Consider the following 19,315-nt stretch of genomic DNA (forward strand, 5'->3'; position numbering starts at 1 on the left):
TTGAGCTCGGCTCTTTTGTCCGTGAAGTTGACGCGCAGTATAGCGACAGGCCCTAGACCGTCAAAGCGCTCACGGTGCCCGATGGTCACTGAAAGTGGGTAGAATGCGGTTTTTTTCCACCTGCGGGGGTGCGCCTTGCGCGAAATCGTCCTGATAAACATCACGGGAGTCGACCGTCCGGGTCTGACTGCGGCCATTACCGGCGTTCTGGCCCAGGGTGGTGTGAACATTCTCGACATCGGTCAGGCGGTGATCCACGACACCTTGTCGTTCGGCATCCTGGTTGAAATTCCCGATACCGAACAAGGCAAGTCCGTGCTCAAGGACATCCTGTTCAAGGGCTACGAGCTCGATCAACAGGTGCGTTTCACGCCGGTGTCCGAACAGGATTACCAGCAGTGGGTCGGCAACCAGGGCAAAAAGCGCCACATCGTTACCCTGTTGACCCGCAAGGTGACAGCCGGGCAGTTGCAGGCCGTGAGTTCGATCACCGCCAAGTATGGCCTGAACATCGATCACATCGATCGTCTGTCCGGGCGCATGCCGCTGGACACCCCGGCCGACAAGGGCAAGGGCTGCATCGAGTTTTCCGTGCGTGGCGAGGCGGCTGATCCGCAGGCACTGCGGGCCGAATTCCTCAGCGTCGCCCAGGAACTGAACGTCGACATCGCCTTCCAGGAAGATTCGCTGTTCCGTCGTAACCGTCGCCTGGCGGTGTTCGACATGGACTCGACCCTGATCGAAGCCGAAGTGATCGACGAGTTGGCCAAGGCGGCTGGCGTGGGTGACAAGGTTTCGGAAATCACCGAGCGGGCAATGGCCGGTGAACTGGATTTTCGCGCCAGCTTCAAGGAACGCCTGGCCTTGCTCAAAGGTCTGGACGTTGGCGTGCTGGACTCCATCGGTGCTTCGTTGCGCCTGACCGAAGGGGCGGAAACCCTGTTCGCCGAACTCAAGCGCCTGGGTTACAAGACCGCGATCCTGTCGGGCGGCTTCACCTACTTCGCCAAGCAATTGCAGGCCAAGCTGGGTATCGACTATGTGTTTGCCAACGAACTGGAAGTGGTCGACGGCAAAGTCACCGGCGTGGCGATCGAGCCAATTGTCGATGCGCAGCGCAAGGCGGATTTGCTGAGGGAACTGGCACACAAGGAAGGCTTGCGCCTGGAGCAGACCATTGCGGTCGGCGACGGTGCCAATGACTTGCCGATGCTGGCGATTGCCGGGTTGGGCGTGGCGTTCCGCGCCAAGCCGCTGGTCAAGCAGTCGGCCAAACAGGCCATTTCGACGCTGGGCCTGGATGGCGTGCTGTACCTGCTGGGCTTCCGCGATCGCGACGGCCAGCTGTAACACCGCAAAACACCTGTAGGAGCGAGCTTGCTCGCGATGAACCTGAGAACAACGCGGGCATTCAGGAAGCCCGCGTCATCGTTGGCGACCATCGCGAGCAAGCTCGCTCCTACAGGGATGTGCGTTGATCAGGCTTTTGGTGAGCCCATGCCCTGACCCATCTGTACCGCTGTACCCGCAGTCATCTCCTCAGCCCACTTCACCTGATCCGGCCCGAACAGCACGACGGCGGTCGAACCCAGCTTGAAGCGGCCCAGTTCCGCACCTTTTTCCAGATGGATCGGCGCGCGAGCGGTTTCGTCGTAGCGGAAGGTTTTCAGTTCGCGTTTCGGCGGTGTGACCAGGCCGGCCCAGACGGTTTCAATCGAGGCCACGATCATCGCGCCCACCAGCACCACGGCCATCGGGCCGCGCTCGGTGTCGAAAATGCACGCCACACGCTCGTTGCGGGCGAACAGTTCCGGAACGTTTTCAGCGGTGGTCTGGTTGACCGAGAACAGACGACCCGGGATGTAGACCATCTCGCGCAGGGTGCCGGCCAGCGGCATGTGCACGCGGTGGTAGTCCTTCGGCGACAGGTAGATGGTCGCGAAGTCACCGCCCATGAACGGCGCAGCATTCGCCGCATCGCCACCCAACAGTTCCAGCACGCTGAAGCTGTGGCCCTTGGCCTGGAAAATACGACCGTGCTCGATCGGGCCGAGCTGGCTGATCGCGCCGTCGGCCGGGCTGAGGATCGCGCCCGGCGTTTCGTCCAGCGGACGGGCACCGTCTTTCAGTGCGCGGGTGAAGAACGCGTTGAAGTGCTCGTAGGCAGTCAGGTCTTCGACCAGCGCCTGGGACATGTCCACCTGATAGCGCTTGGCGAACCAGGCGGTAAAGGCATTCTTGAACCAGCGCACGCGGCATTCGGCGATGCAGCCGGCCAATCGCGATAGCAAGTTGTGGGGCAGCAGGTACTGGCCGAGGAGAAACAGACGCTTGTTCATTAACAGTCCTTAAAAATCTTGAATTTCTACCGGGGTATCGGGATGGTTGCCCCATTCGCCCCAGGAGCCGGCGTAGCCCTTGACCCGCGGATAACCGAGAGCCTTGGCCACCAGATAGGTGAAGCCAGAACGGTGGTGGGTCTGGCAGTGGGTAATCACTTCTTTGTCTTTGCTGATCCCGAGTTGTTCGAGGATCTGCGGCATGTCGGTGCGGATGCGCAGTTGGCGCGACTGATCCATGCCGGCGGTCCATTCGAAATTGACCGCACCGGGAATGTGCCCGCCCTTGGCTGCCAGGACCTTCTCGCCGGAATACTCCAGCGGTCCGCGTGCGTCCCAGATCGCCAGGTCGGCGGCGCCGAGGCGGCTTTGCAGGTACTCACGGGTGGCGGTGGGTTCGTCGTGCAAGGTCAGTGAAACCGGGCCGCCCACGGCTGGCGGGATCTGGATTGACATGGGCAAGCCTTCCGCCAGCCAGGCCGTCAGGCCGCCGTCGACATAGTGGTACTTGCTGTGGCCGATGACGTCCAGCAGCCAGATAAAGCGCCCGGCCCAACCGCCGCCTTCATCGTCATACACGACATAGACCGCATCGGGATTGTGTCCCAGCTCGCCAAACAGCGTTTCGAGCGCTGCCTGCGGGGGCATCAGTCCCGGGGCGGGTGCCTGCCCCAGTTGCGTGCGTTTCGGATCGACAAAGCGCGCGCCGGGAATGTGTCCCTCGGCGTAGCGGGCGGCACTGGTCAAGTCCACCAGAATCAGTTCGCGAGCGTCGAGGCGAGGGAGCAAGTCGCTCGGCTCGATCACCAGCGGCAAGCCAGAGAAGTCAGACATGTGAGGTCTCCAGAGCACAAAAGGGAGGATTGTAGCGCAGCCTTATTGGCCACGGTGGCTAAAGCTGTGCAGGGCTTTCTCGATGCACTGCGCGGTTTTACCGAAGGCCTGTACGGAAATTTCCGAAAACGGCCCGCCGCCCTGATCCGCCACGACGATCATGATCACCCGGCCATTATTGACCAGCGAGCGCAACAGCAGGTGTTCGCCGCTGAACTGCGAGCGCAGGCTGTTGGGCAGCAGGGCCGAGAATTGCGCGTTGTTGGCCGGCGTCAGGCGGACCTGGGCCTGTTGCGCGAGCAGGCGTTGCAAGACGTTGCTCTGGCTGACCACGAAGTTCATCCCGGCTGCTTCCTTCGCCAAGCCGGCCGTCTGGTGCACACGCAGGTTGGCGTGGGTACGGTCGGCCATCAGGATCATCACCCGACGCATGCCGCAGGCCACCAGAGCATCACGGGCGGCAATGGTCAGGTGCATGGCGTTGGTGAACCGACTCGGCTCGACCAGCAATTCGGCGCATTGCTTGCGCCATTTCGCCAGATCTTCGGCGGTGGGTGCCGCGGCCGGTAGCAAACCTGAGTGGATACGGTTCATGCCCCACGGCCAGATCAGCGATTCGGCGGGGTGCCAGAGGTCGGGCATGGCGTGATGGCGTGCGCTGTTGGCGGCTTGCTGGTGCAGTTGTTGTTGTACCTCATCCATCGGCATTTGCAGGTAAAGGCTGGTCAGGTACTGCCAGCGTTCACTGTGCGGGCTGTCCCAGGCGTGTTGTGCCGACAGCGCCAACCCGTTGGCCAGCAGCACGGTATTGGCCGGTTGATTGAGCCAGCGGCGCAGGGTCGGATCGTCATCGAGGCGGTTCTGCTGGCGCAACGGGTGCTCGCTGTCACGGGCGATGCGCAGGACTTTCACCAGCTCCCGCTGCTCGGTGAGCAACAGTCGATAGCCCTGTTGCACCCAGATCGGCAAGCGCCAGACCTCCACCAGCGCCTGGCCGATGTCCAGCAGGCGTACGCCAAACAGTTGCATTTCGACTTTACGTGCCGACTCACCTTTATGGATGACCCGCAGTTCCCAGTCTTCGAGCAGTTTTGGATGGGTCAGCGCCAAAGGCCACAGGGGTGAAAGAAACAGCAGGCTGCCCCAGTGGATGTCCTGCCACAGGCGCGCCAGGCGACTGGCAAAAAAACCATTGGCCTGTTGCGTGGCGTGCTGGCTGATCATCTGCAGCTGACGCAGGGCTTTGGGGATCTCGGACTGGGGTTTGGCGGGCAGGCGCGCGAGCAATTCTTCGGTGCGTTTGAGGCCGAGGCGATTGATCGCAACCTCAAGGTTTTCCGCCGGCTCGGTCATGCCACCGTGAGTGTGTCGGTTGGCTTCGCGAATCACGCTCAAGGCCAGGGCGGGGCTGCCTTGCATGAGGTCGGCGATATCGCGCAGCGAGCTGCGATTGTCGCGGATGGCCTTGCAGACCCGGTCGTGGTTGGCTTGCGGGACGGGAAGGCGTACGCCGTCGAGCAGCTTGACCCAGCCTTCGAGCGTCGTCGGTTTTGGGGTTGGAACGTTCGTTTCGTTAACCATGGTGGGAGGCGATCATCGTCAACAATACCTGTGCCCGGAAGGGGTCAAATTAGCTTTTCGCCTGAACTGGCTATAGTCTGGCGCAGTTTTGCCGATAAGTAGAAGAAGAGATTTTTTAACTTCCGAATATGACCTTGAACCCGACTCAGTAAGTGCTCTCCTAACCTATGGCTAAAATTATCGGCATCATCGTCGTATTCGCGAGCGTGCTCGGCGGATACGTGCTTTCCCACGGCAAGATTGCCGCCCTGATCCAGCCTTTCGAGGTCATGATTATTGGCGGTGCAGCCCTCGGCGCATTCTTGCAGGCCAACCCCGGCTACATGACGATGCACGTGCTCAAGAAATCCCTGGGCATGTTCAGTTCGCGTTTCAACCACGCCTTTTACCTTGAGGTGTTGGGCCTGATCTACGAGATCCTCAACAAGAGCCGCCGCGAAGGCATGATGGCCATCGAAGGCGACATCGAAGATGCCGCCGCGAGCCCGATCTTCGCCAAGTACCCGACGGTCCTCAAGGACGAGCGCATGACCGCGTTCATCTGTGATTACCTGCGCATCATGTCCTCCGGCAACATGGCCCCGCACGAGCTGGAAGGCCTGTTCGACATGGAGCTGTTCAGCCTCAAGGAAGACCTGGAACACCCCTCCCACGCGGTCAACGGCATCGCCGACGCCATGCCAGGTTTCGGTATCGTCGCGGCGGTACTGGGGATCGTGGTGACCATGGCTTCGCTGGGTGAGGGCGACCAGAAGTCCATCGGCCTGCACGTCGGTGCGGCACTGGTCGGTACCTTCTTCGGTATTCTCGCCGCCTACGGTTTCTTCGGCCCGCTGGCCCATTCCCTGGCCCACGATGCCAAGGAAGAGCTGAATGTCTACGAAGCCATCAAGGCCTCGCTGGTGGCTTCGGCCTCCGGCATGCCGCCATCGCTGGCCGTCGAGTTCGGGCGCAAGGTTCTGTACCCGGCGCACCGTCCAAGCTTCGCCGAGCTGGAACAAGCGGTTCGCGGTCGTTAAGCCATGGAAAATAATCAGCCGATAATCATCAAGCGCGTCAAGCGCTACGCCGGCGGGCATCACGGCGGGGCGTGGAAAATCGCCTTCGCCGACTTCGCCACGGCGATGATGGCGTTCTTCCTGGTGTTGTGGCTGCTGTCCACCGCCACGCCGGAACAGAAGATCGCCATCGCCGGTTACTTCAAGGACCCGATCGGCTTTTCCGAAAGCGGCACGCCGTACATCATCGATCTGGGCGGCACGCCGACCCTGGCGCCGGAAAACACCCTCAACCCCGAGGTCAAGTCCCAGCCGCAGCCGGACAAGGTCACTGTGGATACCGACCAGGTCGAAGGCATGGCCGAGCAGGTCGAAAAGGAACGCCTCGAACTGTTGCTGCAGGAACTGCAGAACAAGGTTGATGAGAACCCGCAGCTGCAGAAGTTCAAGGACCAGATCCTGTTCGAAATCACCCCGGACGGCCTGCGTATCCAGATCATGGACGCGGAAAACCGCCCGATGTTCGATTCAGGCTCAGCTCGCTTGAAGCCGTATTTCGAAGACATCCTGCTGGCCATGGCCGACACCATCAAGGCGGTGCCGAACAAGATCAGCATCAGCGGCCACACCGATGCCAAGCCGTACACCGGCACCGGTGATTTCGGTAACTGGGAGCTCTCGGCCAACCGTGCCAACGCCGCACGGCGTGCGCTGGTGGCGGGCAGCTATCCGGATGCACAGGTGGCGCGCGTGGTCGGTTATGCCTCGTCGGCGTTGTTCGATCGTGAGCATCCGTTCAACCCGGTCAACCGCCGTATCGACATCGTGGTGCTGACCAAGAAAGCCCAGCGGGCCATCGAAGGTTCGCAAGGCGCAGAGCCTGCTCCCGATGTTCCGCAAGGTTCGGCTGCACCAGGCGCAGCACCGATCGCGCCGGTCGACCCGAACGCATTGCCGGCGGACAAGGAACCGCTGCCGGCCCATGAACTGCGCGAGCGTTTGAATCTGTTTGATGATCCGGCACCGAAACCGGCTGAACCACCCAAGCCGTGACGTACAAAAAAGCCGACAGCGATGTCGGCTTTTTTGTGCGCTTTCACTGGTTTGGAGGCCATCAGGGGCGATCCCCTGTAGGAGCCAGCTTGCTGGCGATGGTCGTCAACGATAACGCGTGCTGACTGAATCCACTCGGCGTACTGGAGTCCATCGCCAGCAAGCTGGCTCCTACAGATGATGGGTGGGAGAAACCCCGACCGGTCACGAGGAAGGATCGGGGAGCAGAGTGAGGTCAGAAACCACGAATGATCCGCGTCTTGAGCTCGGCGTGAAAGCGATCCGCATTGGACTTGTTCACGCTGCGCACCGACTCGCTGCCGGTCACCGATTCCAGTGACATCGAGCGTTTGAGCGTCGCTTCGTTGCGATAGGCATCGATAAAGAACTCGATGTCCCGGTCGCTGGTCAGCTTCGGCCATTTGTCCAGGTACAGTGGCAGCTCGGTCGGGCCGGTCTTGAACGAGCAGATGCGTCGGTGGGTGATGGTCGCCTCGCCGATTTCGAACGGCACCCACCAGGACAGCGCGGTTTTCTCCGAGACCACCGCCAGCAGGTGCGTGCATTCGCTGATGTTGCGGGTAATCACCCCGGTGATGTCGTCGGTGGTCTGGGATTCGGCATCCAGCACATCGAGGTAGGTCTTGATGTTGGCCTGGATCAGGCGCGCGTTGATCTTGACCGCGTGGGCGCGGTCCATGTGGCGGTAGCTGATAAACACTGGCATCAGAAATGTCCCTTGATCGCGAGTTCGCGGTAATAGGCGCCGAGGGCGGTGAGGCGGCAGCCGGTGGAGTGGATGGCGGCGTAGTACATATGCTCGGCGTCCACCGGTTCGACCAGGCTGTGGCGATTGCACTTTTGCAACTGGGCGAAGACGTCGCCGTGCTCCGGGTTGAATTCTGGCTCGGTGGGCTCAAAGCTGGGGGCGAGGGGGTACACCGACTCCGCTTCGGCAAACCATTCGGGGAGTTTGCGCAGGATCTCCTTGGGGATCAGCGGCGACACTTCGCGCAGGGAAATGAACTGCGAGACGTTGGTCTTGAACACCGGGCGCTGTTCCCAGGCATCGAGGGCGTTGTCGACAAACGAATAGAGGCTGCCAGGTGTGATCTTGCCCAGGATGTTTGCTGCTCCGCCGTGCAGGGCCTGGAGCAAAAGTCCGGTGAATACGCCGTGTTGCCCGCCCTCCATCGCCGGCTCTTCCTTTTTGCAGGCGGTCAGAATGGTCATGCCTTCGCCGACCACGCTGCCCTCACTGCGCAAGGCGCGCAGTTCGCCGGCCGAGCCGCTCTGGCAGCAATCGAGGATGATCACTTTGTTTTTGATCTTCGTGGCCTTGCTCGCCCAGTTGAGAATGTCGCTGAGGCGTATCCCGTCCTTGGCGCTCTTGTAATCCTGCGGGATCAACATGCCTTCGTCGGTGTCGGTGTCGAAGCTGCCGTGGCCGGCGAAATACAGCAGCGCGACATTGCAGTCCCCGGAAAACAGCTCGCGGATCTGGTCTTCGAGCTTTTCCCTGCTCAGGTAGTCCTCGGCGGAGGTCAGCACGATATTCTTGAAGTTCGGATCGCCATTGGCGTCGGTCTTGAGCACGGAAGCCATGGCCATGGCGTCATTGCTGCAACCGCTCAGCCGCGAAACGTGGGTGTAGTCGTTGATGCCGATAAACAGTCCTTTGCGCATGGTTACACCGCCGTATGCTGGCGAATGGCGCTGATGATGCTGTTGGTGTTCCAGGCACACTCGGCATGTGCCGCCTCACGTACCACCGTGGAAATCCGCTCGGCGCCGAACGGTTTGATCGCAATGATCACTTTGCCCATGCGCTTGGCGATCTCGATTTCCTTGTTGATCCACTTGCTGTAGGTGGAATACATCCCGGCCATGATCAATACCGCCGAACATGGACGGATCTTGTTTTCGATGGCCTCCTCGAGTTGTTTGTCGGTTTTCGCGCCGACAATCGGGTTGTCCGGTGGCACCGAAAAATTCTTGTAGGTGAAACCGGGCTTGGCGTTGAGCAGGCGCACGAGATTGTCGTGGGCGTCGGAGTAGTTCCACGAGTGGCTGATGAACAGATGGTAGGTTTGCATGGGTGTCCCTCGGTGTCGCTGGAGTGCGAAGAGGGTTTGAAACTAGGCGATTACAGGGCGGCTACAAGAGGTCGGCGCGGAAAGAGAAATGCCCTACAGGCGAGCGTGCGCACGTCTTACAGAAAGGTCTGATGTTTAAGCGGGGGAAGATCCAGCCGCCGACCACCCCGCGTAAAGCCGGGTGGTCGGCACCTCTGTTTAGTAGCCGTTTTCCGGCAGGCTGGCGATGATCGAGCGGTAGCTGTTCATCCGTTGCTGCTGCACGCGGCCATCTTCAAGGGCCTTGAGCAGGGCGCAACCGGGTTCGCGGTCATGCTTGCAGTCGCGGAAGCGGCAGGTACCCAGCAGGTCGTTGAACTCGATGAAGCCGGCTTCGACGTCGGCACGGCTGACGTGGCCCAGGCCGAATTCGCGGATGCCCGGGGAGTCGATCAACTCACCGCCGCCGGGGAAGTGGAACAACCGCGCGGTAGTGGTGGTGTGGGTACCCTGGCCGGACAGCTCGGACAGCGGGCCGACGCGGGTTTCGACATCCGGCAGCAGGCTGTTGACCAGCGACGACTTGCCGACGCCGGACTGGCCGACGAACACGCTGATGCGTCCGTCCAGTTGCGTCTGCAACTGCTCCATCCCGTTACCGTGATGCGCCGACACTTCCAGCACCGGGTAACCGAGGGTGCGGTATACGGCGAGCAAGGCATTCAGCGCAGGGGCGTTGTTTTCGTCGATCAGGTCGAATTTGTTCAACAGCAGCAGCGGCTTGATGCCCGCATGTTCGGCCGCCACCAGGTAGCGGTCGATCAGGTTGGCGTGGGGCTCGGGCAGCGGTGCAAACACGATGACGATCATGTCGACGTTGGCCGCCACCGGCTTGAGCTGACCACGGCTGTCCGGGCGGCACAGCTCGGTGTTGCGCGGCAGTTGCGCCACGATCACGCCGATGCCCTGGTTGCCGGCGCGCCACACCACCTGATCACCGGTCACCAGCGCCGGCAGGTTCGCGCGCAGGTGGCAACGGAACACCTGGCCGGCCAGTTCGCCGTCGCGAGCCTCGACCTCGACCTGCACACCGAAGTGCGCGATCACCAGACCGTGCTGTTCCGGGCCCAGGTCGCCGCCCTCAAGTGCCTCGACAGCCGAGGACTCGCGTTTGGCGGCGCGGGCAGCGCGTTCGCCCTGAATCTTTTCGATGCGCCAGTTTTGGCGGCGATTGAGTTGGCGTTTGGCCATGGGTGTTCCGTATAAAGAATGCAGCGATTAGGTAAAACGGCCGCGAGTTTAGCACGCCCGGCCACCGGCCTAGGCTAAACTGCGCAGCATTGCTTAGGAGCCGAACATGCAAAATCCGCAGAACCTGATCTGGATCGACCTGGAAATGACCGGTCTGAACCCTGATACCGACGTCATTATCGAAATGGCCACCATCGTCACCGACAGTGACCTGAACACCCTGGCCGAAGGCCCGGTGATCGCCATTCACCACAGCGACGAAATCCTCGCCGGCATGGACGAGTGGAACACCCGTCAGCATGGCGGTTCCGGGCTGACCCAGCGGGTTCGCGACAGCCGTATCAGCATGGCCGAAGCCGAAGCCGAAACCATCGCCTTCCTGGAAAAGTGGGTGCCGAAGGGCAAATCGCCGATCTGCGGCAACAGCATCTGCCAGGACCGTCGCTTCCTTTATACCCACATGAAATCCCTGGAAAGCTATTTCCACTACCGCAACCTCGACGTGTCCACGCTCAAAGAGCTGGCGGCGCGCTGGGCACCGGACGTGCGTGACAGCTTCAAGAAGGGCAGCACTCACCTGGCGCTGGACGACATCCGCGAGTCCATCGCCGAGTTGCAGCACTACCGCAAGCATTTCATCAAGTCCTGACCGGATTCCCCTGTAGGAGCTGCCGCAGGCTGCGATCTCTTGATCTTGAATGCCAAAGTCAAAAGATCGCAGCCTGCGGCAGCTCCTACAGGGGGTTGTGGGCTTTGGTGAAGTGGGTAGACTGCGCGCCTTTTCGCAAGGACCGCCACCATGTTGCTGATGCTCTACCTGATCGCCATTACCGCCGAAGCCATGACCGGCGCCCTGTCTGCCGGGCGTCGTGGCATGGACTGGTTTGGCGTGGTGCTGATCGCTTGCGTCACGGCGCTGGGGGGCGGCTCGGTGCGCGATGTGCTGCTCGGGCATTACCCGTTGACGTGGGTCAAACACCCGGAATACCTGGTGCTGACCACGGCTGCGGCGATGATTACCGTGTTCACGGCGCGCTGGATGCGGCATTTGCGCTCACTGTTTCTGGTGCTCGATGCCATGGGGCTGGTGGCCTTCACCCTGATCGGCTGCATCACCGCCCTGGAAATGGGCCATGGCATGTTGGTCGCGTCGGTCAGCGGCGTAATCACCGGCGTCTTCGGCGGCATCCTGCGGGACATTTTCTGCAACGATATTCCGCTGATCTTCCGGCGTGAGCTGTATGCCAGCGTCTCGTTTGCGGCAGCGTGGTGCTACATGCTCTGTCTATACCTGAACTTGCCAGGGGAACAGGCGATTCTGATCACCCTGTTCGGCGGTTTCCTGTTGCGCTTGCTGGCGATTCGTTTCCACTGGGAAATGCCCAAGTTCGTCTACAACGACGAGGCCTGACACCGCGATCCCCTGCGGCAGCTCCTACATGAGGCCGTGTTGTTTCAGGGCCCATTCGACGTGTTCGCGGACCAGTTCGGACGGATGCTCGCGCCGCGCTTTCAACGCCTCCAGCACCGGAATCGTCGAAGGCGCATTGCCCAGGCCTACCGCCAGGTTGCGCAACCAGTTTTCGTAACCGGTCCGACGCAACGGCGAGCCTTCGGTACTGCTCAGGAATTTCTCCTCATCCCACATGAACAGTTCCGCCAGTTCGGCGTTGTCCAGGTTGTGCCGCGGCTTGAAATCGCCTTCACCGGACGGGCGGGCGAAGCGGTTCCAGGGGCAGACAATCTGGCAATCATCGCAACCGAACACCCGATTGCCGATCAGCGGCCGCAGGTCTTGCGGGATCGCACCTTTGAGTTCGATGGTGAGGTAGGAAATGCAGCGCCGGGCATCCAGCACATAAGGGCCGACGAAAGCATTGGTTGGGCAGATGTCGAGGCAGGCACTGCACCGACCGCAGTGTTCGGTGGCGTGGGGTGGGTCTACCGGCAGCGGCAAGTCAACGAACAGCTCGGCGAGGAAGAAATAACTGCCTGCCTTGCGATTCAACACCAGGGTGTTTTTGCCAATCCAGCCCAGTCCGGCCTGTTCGGCGATGGCTTTTTCCAGCACCGGTGCACTGTCGACAAAGGCACGGAAACCAAACGGGCCGATTTCTGCCTGAATCTTGTCCGCCAGTTGTTGCACGCGCTTGCGGATCAACTTGTGGTAATCGCGACCCAGGGCATAACGCGAGACGTAGGCTTTTTCCGGTTGGGCGAGCATTTTCGCCATGTGGGTGTCGCCCGCCAGGTAGTCCATGCGCAGCGAAACCACGCGCAAAGTGCCGGGCACCAGTTCCTCCGGGTGTGAGCGTTTACTGCCATGTGCGCCCATGTAGTCCATCTCGCCGTGGTAGCCGGCGGCGAGCCAGCGCTCCAGATGTTGCTCGTGCTCGCCCAGGTCGAGGCCGCTGATGCCGACTTGCTGAAAGCCCAGCTCGCGGCCCCAGTCCTTGATGGATTGGGCGAGGGCAGGCAGGTCTGTGGTAATAGCAGGCATGAGGCGAGAGAAACCGGAGCTGAGGTGCGTATAATTCTGCCAGACATCGGAGCCCGAAGACGCATGCCGCACACTAAAGATGAATTACCCGACGCGCTGTACAGTGCCTCGCAAGTGCGAGCACTCGACGCGAGCCTGATCGCCGCCGGCACACCGGGCTTCGAATTGATGCAGCGCGCGGCGCGGGCGACGTGGCGGGCGCTGGTGCGGCATTGGCCGACAGCGAACGAACTGACTGTACTCACCGGCCATGGCAACAACGCAGGGGACGGGTATCTGGTGGCCGTGTTGGCCCAGCGTGCAGGATGGTCCGTCCGGGTGTTGGCGGTGGCAGATCCGCAGCGTCTGCTGGGGGACGCGGCCTTGGCCCATGCCGAGGCGGTTTCTGAAAACGTGCTCATCGAGCCCTGGACGGCACAATCCGGATTGCGCGGCATCGTCCTGGATGCTTTGCTCGGCACCGGCCTGAGTGGCGAGGTGCGTGAGCCTTATGTCGGTGCGATCACCGCGATCAATGTGAGCGGGCTGCCGGTCGCGGCAGTGGATATTCCTTCAGGACTGTGCGCCGATACCGGTCGTATCCTCGGCGTGGCGGTGCAGGCCGACCTGACAGTGACGTTCATCGGCTTGAAATTGGGATTGTTCACCGGCGAGGCGGCGGATGTGGTCGGCGAACTGCTGTTCAACGACTTGCATGCAGACCCCCGGTTGATAGAAAGCGCTGCTTTCACCGCCCGTCGCCTGACTGCGGCTAACCTGCCGCGTCCAGCGGCGCGGGCACCGGCTTCCCACAAAGGCAGGTTCGGCCATGTGTTGCTGATTGGCGGCGACCGCGGGTTGGGTGGCGCCATCCTGCTGAGCGCGCAAAGTGCGCTACGCAGCGGGGCGGGCATGGTGTCGGTGGCGACCCGCAGCGAACATGTCGCGGCCGCGCTGGCGCGGATCCCCGAGGCGATGGTGCTGGGCACTTCCTCGGCCAATCAGTTGATGGATTTGCTGCAAAAGGTTTCCGTGTTGGTTGTCGGTCCGGGGCTGGGGCAGGCGGGTTGGGGGCGCAGCTTGTTGTCGGCTGCGGCTAATGCAGCGTTGCCGCAAGTCTGGGACGCCGATGCGCTGAACCTGTTGGCCGAGGAACGTGTGAGTTTGCCCAGGGATTGCGTGATCACCCCGCATCCGGGCGAAGCGGCGCGTTTGCTCGGAATGAGTACGGCGCAGGTTCAAGCCGACCGACCGGCAGCGGCCCATGCATTGAGCAAAAAATATTCGGCGGTCGTGGTGCTCAAGGGGGCCGGGAGCCTGGTTGCCTGTCCCGCCGGGCGGCTGGCCGTCTGTCATCAGGGCCACCCGGCGATGGCTACTGCCGGTTTGGGCGATGTACTGGCCGGCTTGCTCGGCGCATTGCTGGCCCAGGGCATGGAACCCTTCGACGCGGCCTGCCTGGCGGTCTGGCTGCACGCCAATGCCGGCGAGCAACAAGGAAAATTCGGCCGTGGGCTGGCGGCCAGTGATCTGATCCCAGCCATTCGTCAGTTGTTGGAGGAGCAAGCACCGTGTCTGAAGTAACCCTGTACCTGGCCGATGAGCAGGCCATGAGCGACTTTGGCGCACGCATTGCCCGAATCACCCAAGGCCATGGCCTGATCTTCCTCGAGGGTAACCTGGGGATGGGCAAAACCACGTTGTCCCGAGGCATCATCCGTGGCCTGGGGCATGTCGGGGCGGTAAAAAGTCCGACCTTCACTTTGGTTGAACCCTACGAGATTGGCGACATTCGCGCCTTCCATTTCGATTTGTACCGTCTGGTCGATCCGGAAGAACTGGAGTTCCTCGGTATTCGCGACTATTTCGAAGACGACGCCCTGTGTCTGATCGAGTGGCCCGACAAAGGTGCAGGCTTTTTGCCAAAGCCGGACCTGACCATTACCATTAGCCCGCAAGACAGCGGGCGTTCGCTGAAAATTTTATCCCAGGGCTCGCGTGGCGAGGCCTGGTGTGCCGCTTTGGCATTGGAATCCAAATAAATGATGGGGTTAGGTATGCGCTTTCGCGCGTTGGTTGCTGCCGTAGGGGTGTTGTTTCTGGCGGTGACCGTCGACGCTGTGGCCGATTCGAAGGTCAACAGTGTTCGTCTGTGGCGGGCACCGGACAACACACGTCTGGTGTTTGACCTGACCGGCCCGGTGCAACACAGCGTCTTTACCCTGACCGCGCCGGATCGCCTGGTCATCGACATCAATGGCGCGACCCTCGGTGCGCCACTCAACGTCAACACGTCGAACACCCCGATTACCGCCATGCGCTCGGCTCAACGCACGCCGACCGACCTGCGGGTGGTCATCGACCTGAAAAAGGCGGTGACACCAAAAAGCTTCTCCCTGGCGCCGAACGCCCAGTACGGCAACCGCTTGGTGGTCGATCTGTTCGATAACGCCGCGGATGCCGCGCCTCCCCCAGCGCCGACACCGTCGGTCGCCACGATGCCCGCCGTGCCGGTCACGCCTGTGGAGCCTGCGATCAAGTTGCCGCCGGCCCCGGCCGGCAAGCGCGACATCATTGTGGTGATCGACGCCGGACACGGTGGCGAAGACCCGGGCGCATCGGGTTCTCGCGGTCAGCGTGAGAAAGACGTGGTGTTGCAGATCGCCCGTGAATTGCAGCGCCAGATCAACGGCATGAAAGGTTTCCGCGCCGAACTGACCCGAACCGGCGATTACTTCATTCCGTTGCGCGGCCGTACCGAAATTGCCCGCAAGAAAGGCGCCGACCTGTTCGTCTCGATCCACGCCGACGCCGCGCCTTCTGCCGCCGCTTTCGGTGCCTCGGTATTTGCCCTGTCCGATCGCGGTGCGACCTCGGAGACGGCCCGCTGGCTGGCTGACAGCGAAAACCGTTCCGACCTGATCGGGGGGGCCGGCAACGTCAGCCTCGATGACAAGGACCGCATGCTCGCCGGCGTGCTGCTCGATCTGTCGATGACGGCATCCCTGACGTCCAGCCTGAACGTTGGCCAGAAGGTGCTGAGCAACATTGGCCGGGTCACGCCTCTGCACAAGCAGCGGGTCGAACAGGCCGGGTTCATGGTGCTGAAGTCGCCGGATATTCCGTCGATCCTGGTGGAAACCGGGTTCATCTCCAACGCCAACGAAGCCTCGAAACTCGCGGCATCGAACCACCAGCAGGCACTGGCGCGTTCGATCAGCAGCGGCGTGCGCCAGTTCTTCCAGCAAAACCCGCCGCCAGGCACTTACATTGCCTGGCTGCGCGACTCCGGCAAGATTGTGCAGGGGCCACGTGACCACCGCGTCAACCCGGGCGAGACCCTGGCGATGATTGCCGTGCGCTATCAGGTGTCGCCCGCGACCCTGCGCAGTGCCAACAACCTGTCGAGCGATGAGCTCAAGATCGGTCAGCACCTGACCATTCCGGGCACTGAACTGGCGGCCAAAGAATGAATCAGGTCGTGACCAGCGGCGCTCGTATCGAGCTGCTCAGCCCGCGACTGGCGAACCAGATTGCCGCCGGTGAGGTGGTTGAGCGCCCGGCTTCGGTGATCAAGGAGCTGCTGGAAAACAGCCTCGACTCCGGTGCCAAACGCATCGACGTCGATGTGGAGCAGGGCGGCGTCAAGTTGCTACGGGTGCGCGACGACGGTAGCGGCATTTCCGCCGATGACCTGCCGCTGGCGCTGGCCCGCCACGCCACCAGCAAGATCCGCAACCTGGAAGACCTCGAACAGGTCATGAGCCTGGGCTTTCGCGGTGAGGCCCTGGCATCGATCAGCTCCGTCGCGCGCTTGACCCTGACCTCCCGCACCCGCGACGCCGATCAGGCCTGGCAGGTCGAGACCGAAGGCCGTGACATGGCGCCGCGCGTGCAGCCTGCGGCGCATCCGGTGGGCACTTCGGTTGAAGTGCGCGACCTGTTCTTCAACACGCCGGCACGACGCAAGTTTCTCAAGACCGAAAAAACCGAATTCGATCACCTGCAGGAAGTGATCCGGCGTCTGGCCCTGGCGCGCTTCGATGTGGCGTTCCATCTGCGCCACAACGGCAAGACCATCCTCAGTCTGCACGAGGCCCATGACGATGCGGCCCGTGCCCGGCGCGTGGCGGCGATTTGCGGGCCGGGCTTCCTGGAACAGGCCCTGCCGATCGAAATCGAGCGCAACGGCCTGCATCTATGGGGCTGGGTCGGCCTGCCGACCTTCAATCGCAGCCAGGCCGATTTGCAGTATTTCTTCGTCAATGGCCGTGCCGTGCGCGACAAGCTGGTGGCCCACGCGGTACGCCAGGCCTATCGCGACGTGCTGTTCAACGGTCGGCACCCGACCTTCGTACTGTTTTTCGAGGTCGATCCGACCGGGGTCGACGTCAACGTGCACCCGACCAAACACGAAGTGCGCTTCCGCGAAGGACGCATGGTCCACGATTTCCTCTACGGCACCTTGCACCGTGCCTTGGGCGATGTGCGACCGGACGATCATCTGGCGGCACCGGTTGCCACGGCCATCGTCCGGCCTACCGGTCTCGAGGCCGGTGAATTCGGACCCCAGGGCGAAATGCGCCTGGCCGCCAATGCGCTGCTGGAACAGCCTCAGGCCCAGCCGTCGTTCAATGCGCCGGCAGGCTCGGGTGCTGGCGCGGGTTATCAGTATCAATACACGCCGCGCCCGCAGTCCGGTGTGCCTGTCGCCGAAGCGCAGGCCGCCTACCGCGAGTTTTTTGCGCCGCTGCCCGAGGCCAATGCCGTCGCGCTGCCGGCCGGGCAGGACGACATCCCGCCGCTGGGTTATGCGCTGGCACAACTCAAGGGCATCTACATCCTTTCGGAAAACGCCCAGGGCCTGGTGCTGGTGGACATGCACGCCGCCCACGAGCGGATCATGTATGAGCGCCTGAAGGTGGCGATGGCCAGCGAGGGCCTGAGTGGCCAGCCGTTGCTGGTGCCGGAGTCCCTGGCCGTCAGCCAGCGTGAAGCCGATTGCGCCGAGGAACATGTCGCCTGGTTCCAGCGACTGGGCTTTGAGTTACAGCGCCTGGGCCCGGAAACCCTGGCCATCCGACAGATCCCGGCACTGCTCAAGCAGGCCGAAGCCAACCGGCTGGTGGCGGACGTCCTGGCGGATCTGATGGAATTCGGCACCAGCGACCGCATTCAGGCGCACCTGAACGAGTTGCTCGGGACCATGGCCTGCCACGGTGCGGTTCGGGCGAACCGGCGTCTGGCCCTGCCGGAAATGAATGCCCTGCTGCGTGACATGGAAAACACCGAACGCAGCGGTCAATGCAACCATGGCCGACCGACCTGGACCCAACTGGGCCTGGACGATCTGGACAAACTGTTCTTGCGCGGTCGTTGATGAGCCAGCTCCCACCTGCGATTTTCCTGATGGGCCCGACCGCCGCCGGCAAGACCGACCTGGCCATCGAACTCACCAAAGTCCTGCCTTGCGAGTTGATCAGCGTCGATTCGGCACTGGTCTACCGTGGCATGGACATCGGCACCGCCAAGCCTTCCAAAGAGCTGCTGGCGCAATATCCGCACCGTCTGATCGATATTCTCGACCCGGCCGAGAGCTATTCGGCTGCGGATTTCCGCCGTGACGCCCTGGAAGCCATGGCCGAGATCACCGCGCGCGGAAAAATTCCGCTGCTGGTAGGCGGCACGATGCTCTATTACAAGGCTTTGCTTGAAGGCCTGGCGGAGATGCCGGCCGCCGACCCGCAAGTGCGTGCACAGATCGAAGAAGAGGCTGCACGCCTTGGCTGGCAAGCCCTGCACGACCAGTTGGCGGTGATCGACCCGGTTTCTGCCGCGCGTATTCATCCGAACGATCCGCAGCGTCTGAGTCGAGCGCTGGAAGTTTATCGGGTAAGCGGTCAGAGCATGACTGCGCTACGCTTGCAACAATCTGTGCAAAGTACCGAAGCAGCCGCTTCGGGACAGCAACAATTGCCCTATACTGTCGCGAACTTGGCTATTGCCCCGGCAAATCGCCAGGTACTGCACGAGCGAATTAAACAAAGATTCACTTTAATGTTGGAACAGGGATTCATTGACGAGGTCGTAGCCCTGCGTAATAGAGGTGACCTGCATGCCGGGATGCCGTCTATACGTGCAGTAGGCTATCGCCAAGTCTGGGACTACCTGGATGGCAAGCTGACGTCAGCCGAGATGCAGGAGCGTGGAATCATTGCCACGCGCCAATTGGCGAAACGCCAGTTCACCTGGCTGCGCAGTTGGACTGACCTGCATTGGCTGGACAGTCTGGATTGCGACAATCTGCCGCGCGCCTTGAAATACCTTGGGACCATCTCCATATTGAGCTGAGTCCTTGCAATTGCCGTCTATCCTTGGGGGTGTGGCGGCTAAAGCCATCTGTTTACCTATTTTTTATATTGAATCCTTAAAGGAGTGCGGCACATGTCAAAAGGGCATTCGCTACAAGACCCTTACTTGAATACTTTACGTAAAGAGAAAGTTGGGGTGTCCATCTACCTGGTCAACGGTATCAAACTGCAAGGAACGATCGAGTCGTTCGACCAGTTCGTCATCCTGCTGAAAAACACCGTAAGCCAGATGGTCTACAAGCACGCTATCTCTACAGTGGTACCGGTTCGTCCAATTCGTCTGCCTAGCGCAACCGAATCCGATGCAGGTGACGCTGAGCCAGGTAACGCCTGA

The 19,315-nt window shown here is 61.5% G+C and carries 19 protein-coding genes; 11 read left to right on the plus strand and 8 right to left on the minus strand.

What is annotated here, in order from left to right:
* Positions 1-135: 135 nt before the first annotated feature.
* The gene (serB, locus tag ACEN83_RS01785) at positions 136-1,350 is read left to right on the plus strand and encodes a phosphoserine phosphatase SerB (protein ID WP_204934689.1); all 1,215 of its coding nucleotides are present in this window, start codon (positions 136-138) and stop codon (positions 1,348-1,350) included.
* A 128-nt stretch (positions 1,351-1,478) separates the two neighbouring features.
* Here serB and asd read toward each other — a convergent pair whose 3' ends face one another.
* Genes asd through ACEN83_RS01800 form a run of 3 tightly spaced genes read right to left on the minus strand, consistent with a single transcriptional unit; the run spans position 1,479 to position 4,754 of the window.
* Positions 1,479-2,339 carry an archaetidylserine decarboxylase gene (asd, locus tag ACEN83_RS01790; RefSeq protein WP_495579344.1) on the minus strand — a complete coding sequence of 287 codons (861 nt, stop codon included), beginning with the start codon at positions 2,337-2,339 and terminating at the stop codon, positions 1,479-1,481.
* A 9-nt stretch (positions 2,340-2,348) separates the two neighbouring features.
* Complete coding sequence (locus ACEN83_RS01795) at positions 2,349-3,173, minus strand: rhodanese-like domain-containing protein (RefSeq protein WP_116580714.1); 825 nt, start codon at positions 3,171-3,173, stop codon at positions 2,349-2,351.
* 42 nt (positions 3,174-3,215) lie between these two features.
* Complete coding sequence (locus tag ACEN83_RS01800; protein ID WP_495579345.1) at positions 3,216-4,754, minus strand: HDOD domain-containing protein; 1,539 nt, start codon at positions 4,752-4,754, stop codon at positions 3,216-3,218.
* A 167-nt stretch (positions 4,755-4,921) separates the two neighbouring features.
* On the opposite strand from ACEN83_RS01800, the gene motA reads away from it, so the two are divergent.
* Complete coding sequence (gene motA / locus ACEN83_RS01805) at positions 4,922-5,773, plus strand: flagellar motor stator protein MotA (RefSeq protein WP_046039800.1); 852 nt, start codon at positions 4,922-4,924, stop codon at positions 5,771-5,773.
* A gap of 3 nt (positions 5,774-5,776) precedes the next feature.
* Complete coding sequence (gene motB, locus ACEN83_RS01810) at positions 5,777-6,805, plus strand: flagellar motor protein MotB (protein WP_495579346.1); 1,029 nt, start codon at positions 5,777-5,779, stop codon at positions 6,803-6,805.
* A gap of 235 nt (positions 6,806-7,040) precedes the next feature.
* Here motB and ACEN83_RS01815 read toward each other — a convergent pair whose 3' ends face one another.
* The 4 genes from ACEN83_RS01815 to rsgA form a co-directional block, all read right to left on the minus strand.
* Positions 7,041-7,532 carry a toll/interleukin-1 receptor domain-containing protein gene (locus ACEN83_RS01815; RefSeq protein ID WP_116580711.1) on the minus strand — a complete coding sequence of 164 codons (492 nt, stop codon included), beginning with the start codon at positions 7,530-7,532 and terminating at the stop codon, positions 7,041-7,043.
* Positions 7,532-8,491 (minus strand): caspase family protein, encoded by a 960-nt coding sequence (locus ACEN83_RS01820; RefSeq protein WP_007978805.1) that lies wholly within the window; start codon positions 8,489-8,491, stop codon positions 7,532-7,534. Before ACEN83_RS01820 ends, ACEN83_RS01815 begins: the two co-directional genes overlap by 1 nt.
* Before the next feature lie 2 nt (positions 8,492-8,493).
* Positions 8,494-8,901 carry a TIR domain-containing protein gene (locus ACEN83_RS01825; protein WP_007978807.1) on the minus strand — a complete coding sequence of 136 codons (408 nt, stop codon included), beginning with the start codon at positions 8,899-8,901 and terminating at the stop codon, positions 8,494-8,496.
* 198 nt (positions 8,902-9,099) lie between these two features.
* Positions 9,100-10,131, minus strand: a complete 1,032-nt coding sequence (gene rsgA, locus ACEN83_RS01830) for a small ribosomal subunit biogenesis GTPase RsgA (RefSeq protein WP_007978809.1) — start codon at positions 10,129-10,131, stop codon at positions 9,100-9,102.
* A gap of 106 nt (positions 10,132-10,237) precedes the next feature.
* On the opposite strand from rsgA, the gene orn reads away from it, so the two are divergent.
* Both orn and ACEN83_RS01840 read left to right on the plus strand, forming a co-directional pair.
* Positions 10,238-10,780: an oligoribonuclease gene (orn, locus tag ACEN83_RS01835; protein ID WP_116580709.1), complete on the plus strand. Its 543-nt coding sequence runs from the start codon at positions 10,238-10,240 to the stop codon at positions 10,778-10,780.
* A 150-nt stretch (positions 10,781-10,930) separates the two neighbouring features.
* On the plus strand, positions 10,931-11,542 hold the full coding sequence (locus tag ACEN83_RS01840) for a trimeric intracellular cation channel family protein (protein ID WP_007973246.1): 612 nt from the start codon (positions 10,931-10,933) through the stop codon (positions 11,540-11,542).
* A 24-nt stretch (positions 11,543-11,566) separates the two neighbouring features.
* On the opposite strand, the gene queG is transcribed toward ACEN83_RS01840, so the two are convergent.
* Positions 11,567-12,631, minus strand: a complete 1,065-nt coding sequence (queG, locus tag ACEN83_RS01845) for a tRNA epoxyqueuosine(34) reductase QueG (RefSeq protein WP_495579347.1) — start codon at positions 12,629-12,631, stop codon at positions 11,567-11,569.
* Between the two features lie 63 nt (positions 12,632-12,694).
* Here queG and ACEN83_RS01850 point away from each other — a divergent pair, with 63 nt between their 5' ends.
* The 6 genes from ACEN83_RS01850 to hfq all read left to right on the plus strand — a co-directional run bounded on the left by ACEN83_RS01850 (position 12,695) and on the right by hfq (position 19,315).
* Positions 12,695-14,194 carry an NAD(P)H-hydrate dehydratase gene (locus ACEN83_RS01850; protein WP_495579348.1) on the plus strand — a complete coding sequence of 500 codons (1,500 nt, stop codon included), beginning with the start codon at positions 12,695-12,697 and terminating at the stop codon, positions 14,192-14,194.
* Entirely contained in the window at positions 14,182-14,652 is a 471-nt protein-coding gene (gene tsaE, locus ACEN83_RS01855; RefSeq protein WP_007973252.1) for a tRNA (adenosine(37)-N6)-threonylcarbamoyltransferase complex ATPase subunit type 1 TsaE, read from the plus strand. The genes ACEN83_RS01850 and tsaE overlap by 13 nt, the downstream gene beginning before the upstream one ends.
* Positions 14,653-16,083 (plus strand): N-acetylmuramoyl-L-alanine amidase, encoded by a 1,431-nt coding sequence (locus tag ACEN83_RS01860; RefSeq protein WP_495579349.1) that lies wholly within the window; start codon positions 14,653-14,655, stop codon positions 16,081-16,083.
* Positions 16,080-17,990 (plus strand): DNA mismatch repair endonuclease MutL, encoded by a 1,911-nt coding sequence (gene mutL / locus ACEN83_RS01865; RefSeq protein ID WP_495579350.1) that lies wholly within the window; start codon positions 16,080-16,082, stop codon positions 17,988-17,990. The genes ACEN83_RS01860 and mutL overlap by 4 nt, the downstream gene beginning before the upstream one ends.
* Complete coding sequence (gene miaA / locus ACEN83_RS01870) at positions 17,990-18,961, plus strand: tRNA (adenosine(37)-N6)-dimethylallyltransferase MiaA (RefSeq protein ID WP_495579351.1); 972 nt, start codon at positions 17,990-17,992, stop codon at positions 18,959-18,961. Before mutL ends, miaA begins: the two co-directional genes overlap by 1 nt.
* A 93-nt stretch (positions 18,962-19,054) precedes the next feature.
* The gene (gene hfq, locus ACEN83_RS01875) at positions 19,055-19,315 is read left to right on the plus strand and encodes an RNA chaperone Hfq (protein WP_003221112.1); all 261 of its coding nucleotides are present in this window, start codon (positions 19,055-19,057) and stop codon (positions 19,313-19,315) included.

This window comes from Pseudomonas sp. Pseusp49 (genome assembly GCF_059491875.1).

Excerpts from the sequence above, each read along its gene's own strand:
- queG (WP_495579347.1), bottom strand. The coding sequence starts at position 12,631 with ATGCCTGCTATTACCACAGACCTGCCTGCCCTCGCCCAATCCATCAAG.
- ACEN83_RS01860 (WP_495579349.1), top strand. The coding sequence starts at position 14,653 with ATGATGGGGTTAGGTATGCGCTTTCGCGCGTTGGTTGCTGCCGTAGGG.
- asd (WP_495579344.1), bottom strand. The coding sequence starts at position 2,339 with ATGAACAAGCGTCTGTTTCTCCTCGGCCAGTACCTGCTGCCCCACAAC.
- motA (WP_046039800.1), top strand. The coding sequence starts at position 4,922 with ATGGCTAAAATTATCGGCATCATCGTCGTATTCGCGAGCGTGCTCGGC.
- ACEN83_RS01795 (WP_116580714.1), bottom strand. The coding sequence starts at position 3,173 with ATGTCTGACTTCTCTGGCTTGCCGCTGGTGATCGAGCCGAGCGACTTG.
- ACEN83_RS01840 (WP_007973246.1), top strand. The coding sequence starts at position 10,931 with ATGTTGCTGATGCTCTACCTGATCGCCATTACCGCCGAAGCCATGACC.
- mutL (WP_495579350.1), top strand. The coding sequence starts at position 16,080 with ATGAATCAGGTCGTGACCAGCGGCGCTCGTATCGAGCTGCTCAGCCCG.
- orn (WP_116580709.1), top strand. The coding sequence starts at position 10,238 with ATGCAAAATCCGCAGAACCTGATCTGGATCGACCTGGAAATGACCGGT.
- rsgA (WP_007978809.1), bottom strand. The coding sequence starts at position 10,131 with ATGGCCAAACGCCAACTCAATCGCCGCCAAAACTGGCGCATCGAAAAG.
- ACEN83_RS01825 (WP_007978807.1), bottom strand. The coding sequence starts at position 8,901 with ATGCAAACCTACCATCTGTTCATCAGCCACTCGTGGAACTACTCCGAC.
- ACEN83_RS01820 (WP_007978805.1), bottom strand. The coding sequence starts at position 8,491 with ATGCGCAAAGGACTGTTTATCGGCATCAACGACTACACCCACGTTTCG.
- ACEN83_RS01800 (WP_495579345.1), bottom strand. The coding sequence starts at position 4,754 with ATGGTTAACGAAACGAACGTTCCAACCCCAAAACCGACGACGCTCGAA.
- motB (WP_495579346.1), top strand. The coding sequence starts at position 5,777 with ATGGAAAATAATCAGCCGATAATCATCAAGCGCGTCAAGCGCTACGCC.
- miaA (WP_495579351.1), top strand. The coding sequence starts at position 17,990 with ATGAGCCAGCTCCCACCTGCGATTTTCCTGATGGGCCCGACCGCCGCC.
- ACEN83_RS01815 (WP_116580711.1), bottom strand. The coding sequence starts at position 7,532 with ATGCCAGTGTTTATCAGCTACCGCCACATGGACCGCGCCCACGCGGTC.
- hfq (WP_003221112.1), top strand. The coding sequence starts at position 19,055 with ATGTCAAAAGGGCATTCGCTACAAGACCCTTACTTGAATACTTTACGT.
- ACEN83_RS01850 (WP_495579348.1), top strand. The coding sequence starts at position 12,695 with ATGCCGCACACTAAAGATGAATTACCCGACGCGCTGTACAGTGCCTCG.